General features: G+C 61.6%; 16 protein-coding genes. 6 read left to right on the forward strand and 10 right to left on the reverse strand.

The window, feature by feature from the left end; translation table 11 throughout:
* Nucleotides 1–3: 3 nt before the first annotated feature.
* Nucleotides 4–822, reverse strand: a complete 819-nt coding sequence (gene proC / locus AC3WJW_RS08550; RefSeq protein ID WP_493725728.1) for a pyrroline-5-carboxylate reductase — start codon at nucleotides 820–822, stop codon at nucleotides 4–6.
* A gap of 35 nt (nucleotides 823–857) precedes the next feature.
* Nucleotides 858–1544, reverse strand: a complete 687-nt coding sequence (locus AC3WJW_RS08555; protein ID WP_493725729.1) for a YggS family pyridoxal phosphate-dependent enzyme — start codon at nucleotides 1542–1544, stop codon at nucleotides 858–860.
* A gap of 56 nt (nucleotides 1545–1600) precedes the next feature.
* On the opposite strand from AC3WJW_RS08555, the gene AC3WJW_RS08560 reads away from it, so the two are divergent.
* Nucleotides 1601–2635, forward strand: coding sequence for a type IV pilus twitching motility protein PilT (locus AC3WJW_RS08560; protein WP_493725730.1), 1035 nt, complete (start codon nucleotides 1601–1603; stop codon nucleotides 2633–2635).
* A gap of 82 nt (nucleotides 2636–2717) precedes the next feature.
* Here the strand turns inward: AC3WJW_RS08560 and AC3WJW_RS08565 are convergent, their stop codons facing one another.
* Nucleotides 2718–3338, reverse strand: coding sequence for a C40 family peptidase (locus AC3WJW_RS08565; RefSeq protein WP_104450138.1), 621 nt, complete (start codon nucleotides 3336–3338; stop codon nucleotides 2718–2720).
* A gap of 251 nt (nucleotides 3339–3589) precedes the next feature.
* On the opposite strand from AC3WJW_RS08565, the gene AC3WJW_RS08570 reads away from it, so the two are divergent.
* On the forward strand, nucleotides 3590–4009 hold the full coding sequence (locus AC3WJW_RS08570) for an NINE protein (protein ID WP_102699957.1): 420 nt from the start codon (nucleotides 3590–3592) through the stop codon (nucleotides 4007–4009).
* A 91-nt stretch (nucleotides 4010–4100) separates the two neighbouring features.
* Here AC3WJW_RS08570 and AC3WJW_RS08575 read toward each other — a convergent pair whose 3' ends face one another.
* From AC3WJW_RS08575 to gshB, 7 genes are all read right to left on the reverse strand, one after another.
* Entirely contained in the window at nucleotides 4101–5372 is a 1272-nt protein-coding gene (locus AC3WJW_RS08575) for a dihydroorotase (RefSeq protein ID WP_493725731.1), read from the reverse strand.
* Complete coding sequence (locus tag AC3WJW_RS08580; protein WP_007975410.1) at nucleotides 5369–6388, reverse strand: aspartate carbamoyltransferase catalytic subunit; 1020 nt, start codon at nucleotides 6386–6388, stop codon at nucleotides 5369–5371. The genes AC3WJW_RS08575 and AC3WJW_RS08580 overlap by 4 nt, the downstream gene beginning before the upstream one ends.
* 27 nt (nucleotides 6389–6415) lie before the next feature.
* Nucleotides 6416–6919 (reverse strand): bifunctional pyr operon transcriptional regulator/uracil phosphoribosyltransferase PyrR, encoded by a 504-nt coding sequence (gene pyrR / locus AC3WJW_RS08585; protein WP_007975411.1) that lies wholly within the window; start codon nucleotides 6917–6919, stop codon nucleotides 6416–6418.
* Nucleotides 6920–6998: 79 nt separating this feature from the next.
* Entirely contained in the window at nucleotides 6999–7436 is a 438-nt protein-coding gene (gene ruvX, locus AC3WJW_RS08590) for a Holliday junction resolvase RuvX (RefSeq protein ID WP_007975412.1), read from the reverse strand.
* The gene (locus tag AC3WJW_RS08595; protein WP_493725732.1) at nucleotides 7436–8008 is read right to left on the reverse strand and encodes a YqgE/AlgH family protein; all 573 of its coding nucleotides are present in this window, start codon (nucleotides 8006–8008) and stop codon (nucleotides 7436–7438) included. Before AC3WJW_RS08595 ends, ruvX begins: the two co-directional genes overlap by 1 nt.
* Nucleotides 8009–8132: 124 nt before the next feature.
* Nucleotides 8133–9032 (reverse strand): energy transducer TonB, encoded by a 900-nt coding sequence (locus tag AC3WJW_RS08600; protein ID WP_104450133.1) that lies wholly within the window; start codon nucleotides 9030–9032, stop codon nucleotides 8133–8135.
* Nucleotides 9033–9186: 154 nt separating this feature from the next.
* Nucleotides 9187–10158, reverse strand: coding sequence for a glutathione synthase (gshB, locus tag AC3WJW_RS08605; RefSeq protein ID WP_102673459.1), 972 nt, complete (start codon nucleotides 10156–10158; stop codon nucleotides 9187–9189).
* 346 nt (nucleotides 10159–10504) lie between these two features.
* On the opposite strand from gshB, the gene pilG reads away from it, so the two are divergent.
* The 4 genes from pilG to AC3WJW_RS08625 all read left to right on the forward strand — a co-directional run bounded on the left by pilG (nucleotide 10505) and on the right by AC3WJW_RS08625 (nucleotide 14095).
* On the forward strand, nucleotides 10505–10909 hold the full coding sequence (gene pilG / locus AC3WJW_RS08610; RefSeq protein WP_493725733.1) for a twitching motility response regulator PilG: 405 nt from the start codon (nucleotides 10505–10507) through the stop codon (nucleotides 10907–10909).
* A 57-nt stretch (nucleotides 10910–10966) separates the two neighbouring features.
* On the forward strand, nucleotides 10967–11332 hold the full coding sequence (gene pilH, locus AC3WJW_RS08615; RefSeq protein ID WP_007975417.1) for a twitching motility response regulator PilH: 366 nt from the start codon (nucleotides 10967–10969) through the stop codon (nucleotides 11330–11332).
* Between the two features lie 10 nt (nucleotides 11333–11342).
* Entirely contained in the window at nucleotides 11343–11882 is a 540-nt protein-coding gene (locus tag AC3WJW_RS08620) for a chemotaxis protein CheW (RefSeq protein WP_493725734.1), read from the forward strand.
* A gap of 152 nt (nucleotides 11883–12034) precedes the next feature.
* Nucleotides 12035–14095 carry a methyl-accepting chemotaxis protein gene (locus AC3WJW_RS08625; protein ID WP_116579624.1) on the forward strand — a complete coding sequence of 687 codons (2061 nt, stop codon included), beginning with the start codon at nucleotides 12035–12037 and terminating at the stop codon, nucleotides 14093–14095.
* The last annotated feature ends 8 nt before the right edge of the window (nucleotides 14096–14103 follow it).

The following is a 14103-nucleotide window of genomic DNA, read 5'->3' on the forward strand; positions in this document are numbered from 1 at the left end:
TCCTTATTGACCCAGTTGTTCGGCCATCTCGGCCGAGCGATGCGCGGCAGCGCGGAGTGCTTTTTCGACCAGGGCTTCAAAACCATTGGCCTGGAACGACTTGATTGCAGCTTCAGTGGTGCCCGCAGGGGAGGTGACACGGCGGCGCAGCTCGGCCGCGTCGACGTCGCTGGAGACCGCCATGTGCGCGGCGCCCAGTGCGGTTTGCAGGGTCAGTTGCGCGGCGATGTCCGCCGGCAGGCCAAGTTTCACGCCGGCGGCGGTCATGGCCTCGATCAGCAGGAAGAAGTACGCCGGGCCCGAGCCGGAAACGGCGGTGACGGCATCCAGTTGCTGCTCTTCATTGAGCCATAAGGCGATGCCGACCGCAGACAGCAGCTCCTGGGCTTGCTGACGCTGTTCGGCGCTCACTTGGGCTGTTGCGAACAAGCCGCTCACGCCCTGACGCAGTAGCGCCGGGGTGTTGGGCATGCAGCGCACGATCGGCTGGGCGCCAAGCCAGTTGTTCATGCTGGCGCAGGTGATGCCTGCGGCGATCGACACCACCAGTTGATGGGGCTTGAGGCTTGGGCGAATCGCTTCGCACACGGCTTTCATCGCCTGCGGCTTGACCGCAAGGACGACGACGTCGGCGCCGTCGATGGCCTGGGCGTTGTCGGCGAAGGTTTCGATGCCGTGTTCAGCGCTCACGCGGGCGCGGGTTTCTTCGCCCGGATCGCTGGCGCGGATCTGCGCGGCTTCCAGACCCTTGGCCCGCAGGCCGCCGATCAGGCTGGCGGCCATGTTGCCGGCACCGATAAAGGCAATACGCGTCTTGCTCATGTCAGGTCCTTATAAAGAAGAGAGTCGGTCATGGGTTATGGCCGATCGTAATCACGGGCGCCAAACAGGGCCGTACCGATACGGACCCAGGTGGCGCCCTGGGCAATGGCTGACTCAAGGTCGTGGCTCATGCCCATGGAAAGTGTGTCGAGTGGCAGATTCAGGCTGGCTTGCAGGCTTTGCACGGCCGCAAACGCGGCGTCCTGGGCGGCGCGATCTTCGGTCGGCTCAGGGATGGCCATCAGCCCGCGCAACGTCAGGCGCGGCAGGGCGCTGATGGCACTGGCCAGGGCCGGCAGATCAGCCGGGGTGCAGCCGGATTTGCTGACTTCACCGCTGACGTTGACCTGAATGCAGATATTCAGGGGCGGCAAATCGGCAGGACGTTGTTCGGACAGGCGTTGTGCGATTTTCAGACGATCCACGGAGTGCACCCAGTCGAAGTGCTCGGCGATAGCACGAGTCTTGTTCGATTGAATGGGGCCGATGAAGTGCCAGATCAAGGGCAGGTCGGCCAGTTCAAGCTGTTTGCCCAGCGCTTCCTGCAGGTAGTTCTCGCCAAAGTCGCGCAGGCCGGCGGCGTAGGCTTCACGCAGGTCCTGTGCAGGTTTGGTCTTGCTCACGGCCAGCAGATGGACGCTGTTTTCGGCGCGATTGGCGGCAAGTGTTGCGGCATGGATGCGCGAACTAACTTCGAGAATGTTGTCTGCTATGGTGGACATCAAGAGGCGCCAGCGGTCTGAAGGTTCGCGGCATTCTACTGGAATTGAGAGGCGCTATGGATATCACTGAACTGCTGGCGTTCAGCGCCAAACAGGGGGCATCGGACCTGCATTTGTCTGCTGGCCTGCCACCGATGATCAGGGTGGACGGCGATGTGCGGCGCATCAACCTGCCGGCCCTGGACCACCAACAGGTGCAGGCGCTGATCGATGCCATCATGAACGACACCCAGCGGGCGGACTTTGAGAAGCATCTGGAAATCGACTTTTCCTTTGAAGTGCCCGGTGTGGCGCGTTTTCGGGCCAATGCGTTCAATCAGAGCCGTGGCGCGGGTGCGGTGTTTCGCACCATACCGGCGAAAGTGCAGAGCATGGACGAACTGGGCATGGGAGAGGTGTTTCGCAAAATGACCGACGCTCCCCGTGGCCTGGTGCTGGTGACCGGCCCGACCGGCTCCGGAAAGTCCACCACGCTGGCGGCGATGATCGATTACCTCAATAACCATCGCCATCACCACATCCTCACCATTGAAGACCCTATCGAGTTTGTCCACGAGCCGCGCAAGTGCCTGATCAACCAGCGTGAGGTCCACCGCGATACCCGCAGCTTCGCCACGGCCCTGCGCTCGGCGTTGCGGGAGGACCCGGACGTGATTCTGGTGGGGGAGATGCGCGATCTGGAAACCATACGCCTGGCGTTGACCGCCGCTGAAACCGGCCATCTGGTGTTCGGCACGCTGCACACCACGTCGGCGGCGAAGACCATTGACCGGGTGGTGGACGTGTTTCCGGGGGACGAGAAGTCAATGGTGCGCTCGATGCTCTCCGAGTCACTGCTGGCGGTGGTGTCCCAGACGCTGGTGAAGAAGGTCGGCGGCGGACGCATCGCGGCCCACGAGATCATGCTGGGGACGTCGGCGATCCGCAACCTGATCCGCGAGGACAAGGTGGCGCAGATGTACTCGGCGATTCAGTCGGGAGGGGCGTTGGGCATGCAGACGCTGGATATGTGCTTGAAGGACTTGGTGACCAGGGGGTTGATCAGTAGTGATCATGCGCGGGAGAAGGCGCGGTCGCCGGAGGGGTTTTGATAGCCCTGAAAAGCAAAAGATCGCAGCCTTCGGCAGCTCCTACACAGCTGCCGAAGGCTGCGATCCTTTGACCTTGTTTCAATCAGCGCTGAACCACACGCATCTGATTCGGTTCTTTCGGCAGAACCCGCTTGGCAACCACGTAGTGGTTTTCCCAGTACGGTTTCTTCAAGGTGTCGATGCTCACCGACTTGCCGCGACGTGGCGCGTGGATGAAACGGTCGTTGCCCAGGTAAATGGCGACGTGATTCACCCGACGGCTCTTGATGTTGAAGAAAATCAGGTCGCCCGGCTTCAGGTCGTTGCGATCGACTTTCTCCCCATGACCGCTGGCCATGGCATTGGAGGTGCGTGGCAGGTCGAACGTGGCGTCGTTGAACGCGTATTTCACCAGGCCGCTGCAATCGAAGCCTTTGCTTGGGCTGCTGCCGCCCCAACGATAAGGAGTGCCAAGGACGTTCACGGCGCGGCTCAGCACGTCGCTGCTTTCCTTGGTGCCCATCGGTGGAACCAGGCCGCTTTTGCTGTTGGCCAGGCTTGGAGCGTATTTAGCGGATTTTTTGTCTTTGCTCGAAGGAGCAGAGACATGGGATTTTGGGGTGTAACCATTAACGTTAGGAAGACGTTGCTCACGATTGGTGGCGTGGGCGGCCAGTGGCATCAAAAGGCAAATGGTTAGCCATGTCTTGAAAAATGAACGCATTAGGCAAGGCTCTTAATAAGTTAGCGCGCAACTTTATAACAGCTTTTTTGCCGCTTCCGAGGCCGTTGGTCGATTCAACCTGGGGGACAATGGTGGCAAAAAAGCGGCAGAATGGCGCAATTGTCGGACAGAAGTCCGGTGTTACAAGGCTTTGACGGGAGTGAAGGTAGCATTTGCCATACGTCGGGTGCCTGTAAAAAAGTCACAAAGAATTGAAGAATATTTATCTATCGTGTGAATCGAGGTCATTCATGAACCCCTATCAACAGACTTATCCGCAGCAAGACACCCACAGCAAAGTGATCGGTTATTTGCTGTGGATTTTCGGATTTACCGGCGCTCACCGCTTCTATTACGGCAAGCCGGTGACCGGGACGATCTGGTTCTTCACCTTTGGTTTGCTGGGCATCGGCTGGCTGATCGACCTGTTCCTGATCCCGGCGATGGATCGCGAGGCTGACCTGCGGTTTACCGCGGGACCTATCGAATACAACGTGGCGTGGATTCTGCTGACGTTTCTCGGGGTGTTCGGTGTGCACCGGATGTATCAGGGGAAATGGATCAGCGGGCTGCTGTACCTGCTCACCGGCGGGTTGTTCTTTCTCGGGGTGCTGTATGACTTCTGGACGTTGAATGACCAGGTTTCCGTGCGTAACGCGCAGAGACGATAAGCGAAGCGCAAAAGATCGCAGCCTGCGGCAGCGCCTACACAGGAGTATGCATTTCCCTGTAGGAGCTGCCGCAGGCTGCGATCTTTTGTTTCTAAGCCTGGTGGCTAATGCGCCCGTCCACCAGGGTGTAACGCACCACGCCCGGCAGGCTGTGACCAATGAACGGGCAGTTCTCGCCCTTCGACAACCAGGTTTCGCCCGCGACGGTCGAGGACGCCGGGTCGAACAGCACGATGTCCGCCGCGCCACCCACCGCCAGTTTGCCTGCCGGCAGGCGCAAGGCCTCGGCAGGGCCGGCGCTCAGGCGTTTCAGCAACGTCGGCAGGTCCAGCAAGCCGTCTTCGACCAGGGTCATCGCCAGTGGCAACAGCAGTTCAACGCTGCTGATGCCTGGCTCGGTGGCGCCGAACGGTGCCAGCTTGGCGTCACGCTCATGGGGTTGGTGATGGCTGGAGATGGCCGAGATCACGCCGGATTTCACCGCTGCGCGCAGGCCATCGCGATCGGCGCGGGTGCGTAGCGGCGGCTGGACGTGATACAGGCTGCTGAAGTCGATCAGGGCTTCGTCGGTCAGGATCAACTGGTACAGGGCGACATCCGCGGTCACCTTCAGGCCTCGGGCCTGGGCCTGGGCGATCAGTTCCACGCCGCGGGCGCTGGTGAGTTGGCTGAAGTGTGCGCGCACGCCGGTCTGTTCAACCAGCAGCAGGTCCCGGGCCAGGGCGACGGTTTCGGCGCTTTCCGGGATGCCCGGCAAGCCAAGGAAACTGGCGGTCGGGCCTTCGTGAGCCAGGCCGCCTTCGGCCAGGTCGTGATCCTGGGAGTTGAAAATCACCGTCAGGTCGAACGTTGCCGCGTAGTCCAGCGCCCGGCACAGGGTGCGGGTGTTGCGGAAACTCTTCAGACCGTTGCCGAAGGCCACGCAACCGGCGTCGCGCAAGGCAACCAGCTCGGCCAGCTGTTCACCGTCCAGGCCTTTGCTCAGGGCGCCAATCGGGAAGACTTTGGTATTGCCGGCCTCACGAGCGCGGTCGAGGATCAGTTCGGCCACCGCCGAGGTGTCCAGCACCGGTTTGGTCTTCGGCGGGCAGCACAGGCTGGTCACGCCGCCAGCCGCCGCCGCACGGGTTTCGCTGACAATCGAGCCCTTGCGGCTGTAGCCCGGCTCGCGCAGGGCAACGTTGAGGTCGACCAGGCCGGGAGCGGCCACCAGGCCTTTGGCGTTGATCGTTTCGACGGCGACAAAACCGGCGGGCGCCGCGCCAAGGGCGACGACTTTGCAGGCTTCAATGTGGATATCGGTCACTTGATCCAGGCCGCTGGCCGGATCGATCACGCGGGCGCCGAGAATGCTGAGCTTCACTGTGCGCTCTCCTGTTCGAATTGGCCCTGCTCGAATTGACGCTGCGCAGTCTGCCCGCTCATGGCCATGGACAGCACGGCCATACGAATGGCGATCCCGTAGGTCACCTGGTTGAGGATCACCGAGTGCGGGCCGTCGGCCACTGCCGACTCGATTTCCACGCCGCGGTTGATCGGCCCCGGGTGCATCACGATGGCATCGGGTTTGGCGCCGGCCAGGCGCGCGGTGGTCAGGCCGAACAAGCGGTAGAACTCGCCCTCGCTCGGCAGCAGGCCGCCGGTCATGCGTTCACGCTGCAGACGCAACATGATCACCACGTCGACGTCCTTCAGGCCTTCGGTCATGTCGGTGTAGACCTTCACGCCGTATTGCTCGATGCCAATCGGCAGCAGGGTCTTCGGTGCGATCACGCGAATGTCCGGGCAGCCGAGGGTTTTCAGGGCCAGCATGTTCGAGCGAGCGACCCGCGAGTGCAGGATGTCGCCGACGATGGCCACCGAAAGGTTTTCGAAACCGCCCTTGTGCCGGCGGATGGTGAGCATGTCGAGCATGCCCTGGGTCGGGTGCGCGTGCCGGCCGTCACCACCGTTGATGATCGCTACTTGCGGGCAGACATGCTCGGCGATGAAGTGTGCGGCGCCGGAATCGCCGTGGCGCACGACGAACATGTCGGCGGCCATGGCTTCCAGGTTGCGCAGGGTGTCGAGCAGGGTTTCGCCCTTGCTCGCCGACGACGTGGACACGTTGAGGGTGATCACGTCCGCCGAGAGCCGCTGGGCCGCCAGTTCGAAGGTGGTGCGGGTACGGGTCGAGTTCTCGAAGAACACATTGCACACGGTCTTGCCGCGCAGCAACGGGACTTTCTTCACGGCCCGGGCGCCGACTTCGAGGAAGGAGTCGGCAGTGTCGAGGATTTCCGTCAACAGCTCACGGCGCAAACCATCGAGCGAGAGGAAATGGCGCAGCTGGCCCTGATCATTGAGCTGCAGCGGGCGCTTGGTGTCTAGAGGCGTCATCGCAAGGGGGACTCTCAATAGGGCGAATTAAAGGGCGAGGTCTTGCAGTTCGAGCGCGAGCTCCGGACCGGACAGCTTCACCCGTTCGTGTGCGGCCAGCGACAGGGTCGCGCCAACCACGTTCGGGCGGATCGGCAGTTCGCCGGCGTCCAGGTCCAGCATGCACACCAGCGTCACACTGGCCGGGCGGCCGTAGTCGAACAGTTCGTTCATGGCGGCGCGGATGGTCCGGCCGCTCATCAGCACGTCGTCGATCAGCACCAGGTGCTGGCCTTCGATTTCGAACGGCAGCGCCGAAGGGCGAACCTGCGGGTGCAGGCCGTTCTGGCTGAAATCGTCGCGGTAAAAGGACACGTCGAGGGTGCCGAGGGGCTCATTGCTGCCCAATTCCTTGAGCAGGGCCTGGGCCACCCAGACGCCGCCGGTACGAATGCCGATGAAACGCGGGTCGCTGATGCCACGGTGTTCCAGGTGGGCCTTCAGGCGCGTGGCCATCTGGCTGATCAGTTCGGCGGGATTGGGCAGGCTCATGGTTGCTCCTTCTTGGGCCCGAGCCGGGTTTCACGCAAGGTGGCTCGGGTTGTAGCTAAGAGAGACGCATCGCGGCTCTTCAGGATTCGAACAGTGCGCCATTTTCGTCGAGCCAGCCTTGCAGCAGCAGGGCGGCGGCGATGGCGTCGACCGGGTTGTCGCGGTAACTGCCTTTCTGACCGCCACGAGCCAGGCGTTCGCCCTTGGCCTCGAAGGTGGTCAGGCGTTCATCGTGGGTATAGAAGGGCAGGTTGAAGCGGCCGTTCAGGCGCCGGGCGAACTTTTCCGCGCGGGCGCACATGTCGCTGGGCGTGCCGTCCATGTTCAGCGGCAGGCCGACCACCACGGCATCGGGTTTCCACTCTTTGATGAGGGCTTCGACCTGGTTCCAGTCAGGAATGCCGTTCTGCGCTTTCAGGGTGCACAGCTCACGGGCCTGACCGGTAATCACCTGGCCGACCGCAACGCCGATCTGTTTGGTGCCGTAGTCAAAACCCAGAATCAGCTTCAGGGCCATCAGGCGTGCCCCGCCTGGCTGGTCAGCAGGCTGAGGTTGACGCCCAGGTGTCTGGCGGCCGCTTCGAGGCGAAGTTCGCTGCTGGTGTTGAACAGGATGTCGGCGTCAAACGGGCAGTTCAGCCAGGCGTTCTGCGCCAGCTCAGCCTCCAGTTGCCCGGCTTCCCAGCCGGCATAACCGAGGGCGATCAGGCTTTTTGTCGGGCCGACGCCGTCAGCGATGGCGAACAGGACGTCCTGGGAAGTCGACAGGGACAGCTCATCTTCCAGATCAACGGTCGCCTGGAAACTCTGCCCCTTGGGGTGAAGGACGAAGCCGCGATCGGTTTGCACCGGGCCGCCGATGAAGATCGGCACATGCTGGCACAGCGCTGGTGGTTCGATTTCCGGGCGTAATTGCTCAAGGATATCGGCCAGACTCAGCTCTTGCGGACGGTTGACCACCAGCCCCATGGCACCATTGGCCGTGTGCTCGACGATGTAGGTCAAGGTGTGCGCAAAGTTCGGGTCGGCCATGTGCGGCATGGCGATCAGGAATTGATGCTTGAGGTAGCTGGGGCTGACGTTTTTCATGTGCGCTAGTGTGGCGTTCGAGGGGCGAACTGACAAGCTTGAGAGCGCCAAAAGATCGCAGCCTTCGGCAGCTCCTACAGGGGGAATGTGTACATCTGTAGGAGCTGCCGAAGGCTGCGATCTTTTAATTACTGGAAAGGCGATCGCCGCGGGCAAACTTCCAGGTCCGGATGATCTCCAGCCGGTCAACATCCGACAGATCCCCGGTAAAGGGTGCGAACGGCGCCGCCAGCCGGACGATCCGTTGCGCCGCCTGGTCCAGCAGCGGCTGGCCTGAAGATTCCAGCACCAGCACCTCATACAGCGAGCCGTCACGGTTGATCGACACCATCAGGCGCAAATTGCCGTAGATCTGTTTGCGCCGTGCTTCGTCGGGGTAATTGAGGTTGCCGATGCGCTCGACTTTCTTGCGCCATTCGTCCTTGTACCAGGCGCCCTTGTCGCGCATGGTCGAGGCGGCGCTCAAGCGGTGGATGCGCGGGCGCTTGGCGTACAGTTGTTGTTCGGCGGCCAGTTCCGCTTCGAGGCTGGCGATGTCGCTGGACAGTTGCTCGCTGTCGAACGTCGGCGCCTGGACCTGGGGTTTGACCTCGGTCTTGGGCTCCTCGGTCTTGGCGGGGGCTTTTTTCGGCTTCGGCGCCACGGTGGTCACGGCAGCCTTCGGCGGGGCTACCTGCACTTCAGGCTTGGCGGCCGGCGGTGGCGTGACTTTCTGTACCTTGTTGTCCTGGAAGGGCGCGACCTCGGTGGTCTTGGGAATTGCCTTTTTATCCAGGGTGCCGCTGCCTTGCTGGTTCTCTTGCGCCAGGAAATCGGCCTTTTCAGGCTTCTTTTCGCTTTTGAAGGTGGCGAGGGTGATTTCCAGGGTTTTGCTGATCTGCTTGGGCTCGACCACGGCAAACCCGACACCCAGCAGCAAGGCCAGGTGGATCAGCGCCGCCAGGAACAGGGTAAAACCGAGGCGATCGGCCGGGCGCACGCCACGGTGGGCGAGTTCGACAGGCAGATCGGACGGGAGGGTCATGGCAAAAAAACCAACATCGCGTTTTTACGGGCCCGGCATGATAACGCAATGTTGGTTTTTAGCTTCAAGCTTCAAGCTGCAAGCGACAAGCTGCAAGAGGATCAGCTTCAAGCTTCAAGCTTCAAGCTTCAAGCGAAAAGCAAGTGCGCGTGCTTCAAGCTTGCCGCTTGAGGCTTGCAGCTTGTAGCTGCTTTTCTATGGCCTCCATCAGCAGGCCGCCGATATCGGTGCCAAAGGCATTGTCGATTTCGCGGATGCAGGTCGGGCTGGTGACGTTGATCTCGGTCAGGTGCTCGCCGATCACGTCCAGGCCAACGAACAACAGGCCTTTTTCACGCAGGGTCGGGCCGACTTGTGCGGCGATCCAGCGATCCTTTTCGGTCAGGGGACGGGCTTCGCCACGGCCGCCGGCGGCGAGGTTGCCACGGGTTTCGCCCTGGGCCGGAATCCGTGCCAGGCAATAATCCACAGGCTCGCCGTCGATCATCAGGATGCGCTTGTCGCCGTCCTTGATGGCCGGCAGGTAGGCCTGGCCCATGATCTGTTGGGCGCCGAGGGCCGTGAGGGTTTCGAGGATCACCGACAGGTTCGGGTCGCCCGCGCGGTGACGGAAGATCGACGTGCCGCCCATGCCGTCCAGCGGCTTGAGGATCACATCGCCGTGTTTGGCGGCGAACTCACGCAACACGTCGGCGCGGCGGCTGACCACGGTCGGCGGCGTGCACTGCGGGAACAGCGTGGCGAACAGCTTTTCGTTGCAGTCGCGCAGGCTCTGCGGCTTGTTGACCACCAGCACGCCAGCGCGCTCGGCCTGTTCCAGCAAATAGGTGGAGTAGACGAACTCCATGTCGAACGGCGGATCCTTGCGCATCAGGATCACGTCCAGATCGCTCAGCAGCGCGTCGCTTTCGGCGCCCAGTTCGAACCATTTTTCCGGGTTGGCGAACACCTGCAGCGGACGCATCCGCGCCCGGGCCTCACCTTCGCCCTGATACAGGTCGCGCTGTTCCATATAGAACAGCTCCCAGCCACGCTTCTGCGCGGCCAGCAGCATGGCCAGCGAGCTATCCTTTTTATAGGAAATGCTGGCGATAGGGTCCATGACAATCCCGACGCGAACGCTCATTGGGTTTTCCTCGAAATTTGGGGGCCGGACGTTGATCTTCTGTGGGAGCGAGCCTGCTCGCGATGGCGTGTCAGTCGACATCGATGCAGCTGATACACCATCGCGAGCAGGCTCGCTCCCACAAAAAGCGATCAGGTCAAAGGGCCGTATAAAAGTGGCGTCAGAGTGGCGCTGAGTGTGTTTGCGGTCAAGGAAAAACCATCGCCCCGGTCGGCCGATAGATTGGTTCTGGAGACTGTGCTAAAAAGGCTGCCATGCCGTGCTGGCCCTTGAGTATCAAGGGTTTCGAGCCGCCAATTACCCGCAAACGGACAATTTGATTCGTAAAGGCGACGCAGAGCATCTTATGGAACAGCACCCCAGCGCCTTGAAGGTCATGGTGATCGACGATTCGAAGACGATCCGTCGCACCGCCGAAACGCTGCTCAAGAATGTGGGTTGTGAGGTCATCACGGCCATCGACGGCTTCGATGCCCTGGCCAAGATTGCCGACAACCACCCCGGCATCATCTTTGTCGACATCATGATGCCGCGCCTGGATGGCTATCAGACCTGCGCCCTGATCAAGAACAACAGTGCGTTCAAGTCCATCCCGGTGATTATGCTGTCATCCAAGGATGGCCTGTTCGACAAGGCCAAGGGGCGCATCGTCGGCTCCGACCAGTTTTTGACCAAGCCTTTCAGCAAGGAAGAGTTGCTCGATGCGATCCAGGCCCATGTACCTGGCTTCGCCGCCGTTTTGCCGCAGTAGGACACGCACAGTGACGCTCGGCCATCGGGCCCTGCGTCGACAAGAATGGGGAAGACCATGGCACGTATTCTGATCGTCGATGATTCGCCGACCGAAATGTACAAACTGACCGGCATGCTGGAAAAGCACGGTCATGAAGTGTTGAAAGCCGAAAACGGCGCCGACGGCGTGGCCCTGGCCCGCCAGGAAAAGCCCGACGCCGTCCTGATGGACATCGTCATGCCCGGTCTCAATGGCTTCCAGGCAACACGCCAGTTGACCAAGGACCCGGAAACCGGGCACATCCCGGTGATCATCATCACCACCAAGGACCAGGACACCGACAAGGTCTGGGGCACGCGCCAGGGCGCCAAGGACTACCTGACCAAACCGGTCGATGAGGAGACCCTGATCAAAACCCTGAACAACGTGCTGGCCGGTTGATCGTCAGGCCATGAACGAGTCGCTGACGGCTTTCGAACTGCTGCTGCAAATCGACCAGCGTTGTCGTTTGCTGGCGGCGGACTTGCCGTCCCAGCCGACCCGCCGGGACAGCTGGAGCGGCATCGGTTTTCGCCTGGGCGAGCACTGGTACGTCGCGCCCATGAGTGAAGTCAGCGAAGTCTTGCATGAGCCGCGACTCACTCAGCTACCGGGGGTCAAACCCTGGGTCAAGGGTGTCGCCAACCTGCGCGGGCGATTGCTGCCGGTCATGGACCTGAGCGGTTTTTTCGGGCACGAACTTTCGGCGGTGCGCCGGCAGCGCCGAGTGTTGGTGGTGGACCACGATGAGGTGTTTGCCGGGTTGCTGGTCGATGAAGTCTTCGGCCTCCAGCACTTTGCCCGGGACAGCCTGGAGCCGGTGCCGGCAGACGCGTTGAAGGGGTCGGTGGCGGCATTCGTCAAAGGTCGGTTTCAGCGCGGGCAGTGCTGGCAGGTGTTCAGCCCGTTTGCGTTGACGCGGTCTCAAGGGTTCATGAACGTCGCGATTTAACCGGAACACCAGGGAATCTTGTGGGAGCGAGCTTGCTCGCGATGACGGACTTGCAGCCAACATTGATGTCGACTGACACAACGCAATCGCGAGCAAGCTCGCTCCCACAGGTTTCCTGGCAAGCGCAAAAGTGGGTTAACAGGCGAGGACCGATGACAAAAACAAAAGCAGGCAAGCCAATGGAAGGGTCGCGCAGCCGGTCGCAGATCATCGTGCTGTTTATCGCGCTGATCGTCTTCATCATGCTGCTGTTCGCCAACTTCGCGTACCTCAACACCCAGGCTACCTACGACAAGCAGTACATCGGCCACGCCGGCGAACTGCGCGTGTTGTCCCAGCGCATCGCCAAGAACGCCACAGAGGCTGCCGCCGGCAAGGCTGCTGCGTTCAAGTTGCTCAGTGATGCGCGCAATGATTTTGCCCGACGCTGGGGCTATCTGAAGAAGGGCGACCCGGCCACCAGCCTGCCACCGGCTCCCGCCACCGTGCGTCCAGAGATGCGCGCGGTACAACAGGACTGGGAACGCCTGCTGAAAAACACCGACGCGATTCTCTCCAGCGAACAAACCGTACTGTCCCTGCATCAGGTCGCGGCGACGCTGGCCGAAACCGTGCCGCAGTTGCAGGTCGAGTACGAAAAGGTCGTCGAGATCCTTCTGCAACGGGGCGCCCCGGCGGCCCAGGTGGCCATGGCCCAGCGCCAGTCGCTGCTGGCCGAGCGGATCCTCGGTGCGGTCAATACGGTGTTGGCCGGCGACGAAAACTCACAGCAGGCCGCCGATGCGTTCGGGCGTGACGCGACGCAGTTCGGCAAGGTGCTCAACGGCATGCTCCAGGGCGACCCGGCGCTCAAGGTCAGCCAGGTCGAAGACCACGACGCCCGTGCGCGACTGGCGGAAATCGCCGAGCTGTTCGAGTTCGTCTCGGGCTCGGTGGACGAGATCCTCGAAACCTCGCCCGAGCTGTTCAAGGTCCGTGAATCGGCCTCGAACATTTTCAGTCTGTCGCAAACCCTGCTCGACGAAGCCTCACACCTGGCTAGCGGTTTTGAAAACATGGTCGGCGGGCGCACCACCGACACCATAGGCGGTTATGTGCTGGGCTTGCTGGCGCTGACTTCGATCATTCTGATCGGCCTGGTGATGGTGCGTGAAACCAATCGCCAGCTGCGCGAAACCGCCGAGAAAAACGAGCGTAACCAGAACGCGATCATGCGTTTGCTAGACGAGATCGAAGACCTGGCTGACGGCGACCTCACGGTGACGGCCTCGGTGACGGAAGACTTCACCGGCACCATCGCCGACTCGATCAATTACTCCGTCGACCAGTTGCGCGATCTGGTCGCGACCATCAACCTCACCGCCGGCCAGGTCGCCGCCGCCGTGCAGGAAACCCAGGCCACCGCCATGCACCTGGCCCAGGCTTCGGAGCATCAGGCCCAGCAGATTTCCGAGGCTTCGATGGCGATCAACGACATGGCCGAGTCCATCGACCAGGTGTCGGCCAATGCCGCTGAATCTTCGGCGGTTGCCGAGCGCTCGGTGGAAATCGCCAACAAGGGCAACGAGGTGGTGCACAACACCATCCATGGCATGGACAACATTCGCGAGCAGATTCAGGACACCGCCAAGCGCATCAAGCGCCTTGGTGAGTCGTCCCAGGAAATCGGCGACATTGTCAGCCTGATCGATGACATTGCCGACCAGACCAACATCCTCGCCCTCAACGCGGCCATCCAGGCGTCCATGGCCGGCGACGCCGGTCGCGGTTTCGCCGTGGTGGCCGATGAAGTGCAGCGGCTGGCCGAGCGCTCGTCCGCGGCCACCCGGCAGATCGAGACCCTGGTGCGGGCGATCCAGACCGACACCAACGAGGCGGTCATCTCCATGGAGCAGACGACGACCGAAGTGGTGCGCGGCGCCCGTCTGGCGCAGGATGCCGGTGTGGCCCTGGAAGAAATCGAGGGTGTGTCGAAGACGCTCGCGGCACTGATCCAGAGTATCTCCAATGCCGCGCAACAGCAGACGTCGTCGGCCGGCCAGATTTCCCTGACGATGAACGTGATCCAGCAGATCACCTCGCAGACGTCGTCGGGTTCCACCGCCACGGCCGACAGCATCGGCAACCTGGCTAAAATGGCCAGTCAGTTACGTCGTTCGGTGTCCGGTTTCACCTTGCCGGATGCCAAGGCGCAGGTTGTGGACAAAGCTTGAACCGCCCA

This window comes from Pseudomonas sp. GW821-FHT07G06, assembly GCF_058986625.1.

Bases quoted from the DNA above. Each gene is read 5' to 3' on its own strand.
- pilG (WP_493725733.1), top strand. From the start codon at position 10,505: ATGGAACAGCACCCCAGCGCCTTGAAGGTCATGGTGATCGACGATTCG.
- AC3WJW_RS08580 (WP_007975410.1), bottom strand. From the start codon at position 6,388: ATGACGCCTCTAGACACCAAGCGCCCGCTGCAGCTCAATGATCAGGGC.
- AC3WJW_RS08625 (WP_116579624.1), top strand. From the start codon at position 12,035: ATGACAAAAACAAAAGCAGGCAAGCCAATGGAAGGGTCGCGCAGCCGG.
- gshB (WP_102673459.1), bottom strand. From the start codon at position 10,158: ATGAGCGTTCGCGTCGGGATTGTCATGGACCCTATCGCCAGCATTTCC.
- AC3WJW_RS08565 (WP_104450138.1), bottom strand. From the start codon at position 3,338: ATGCGTTCATTTTTCAAGACATGGCTAACCATTTGCCTTTTGATGCCA.
- ruvX (WP_007975412.1), bottom strand. From the start codon at position 7,436: ATGGCCCTGAAGCTGATTCTGGGTTTTGACTACGGCACCAAACAGATC.
- pilH (WP_007975417.1), top strand. From the start codon at position 10,967: ATGGCACGTATTCTGATCGTCGATGATTCGCCGACCGAAATGTACAAA.
- pyrR (WP_007975411.1), bottom strand. From the start codon at position 6,919: ATGAGCCTGCCCAATCCCGCCGAACTGATCAGCCAGATGGCCACGCGC.
- AC3WJW_RS08620 (WP_493725734.1), top strand. From the start codon at position 11,343: ATGAACGAGTCGCTGACGGCTTTCGAACTGCTGCTGCAAATCGACCAG.
- proC (WP_493725728.1), bottom strand. From the start codon at position 822: ATGAGCAAGACGCGTATTGCCTTTATCGGTGCCGGCAACATGGCCGCC.
- AC3WJW_RS08595 (WP_493725732.1), bottom strand. From the start codon at position 8,008: ATGAAAAACGTCAGCCCCAGCTACCTCAAGCATCAATTCCTGATCGCC.
- AC3WJW_RS08555 (WP_493725729.1), bottom strand. From the start codon at position 1,544: ATGTCCACCATAGCAGACAACATTCTCGAAGTTAGTTCGCGCATCCAT.
- AC3WJW_RS08560 (WP_493725730.1), top strand. From the start codon at position 1,601: ATGGATATCACTGAACTGCTGGCGTTCAGCGCCAAACAGGGGGCATCG.
- AC3WJW_RS08570 (WP_102699957.1), top strand. From the start codon at position 3,590: ATGAACCCCTATCAACAGACTTATCCGCAGCAAGACACCCACAGCAAA.
- AC3WJW_RS08600 (WP_104450133.1), bottom strand. From the start codon at position 9,032: ATGACCCTCCCGTCCGATCTGCCTGTCGAACTCGCCCACCGTGGCGTG.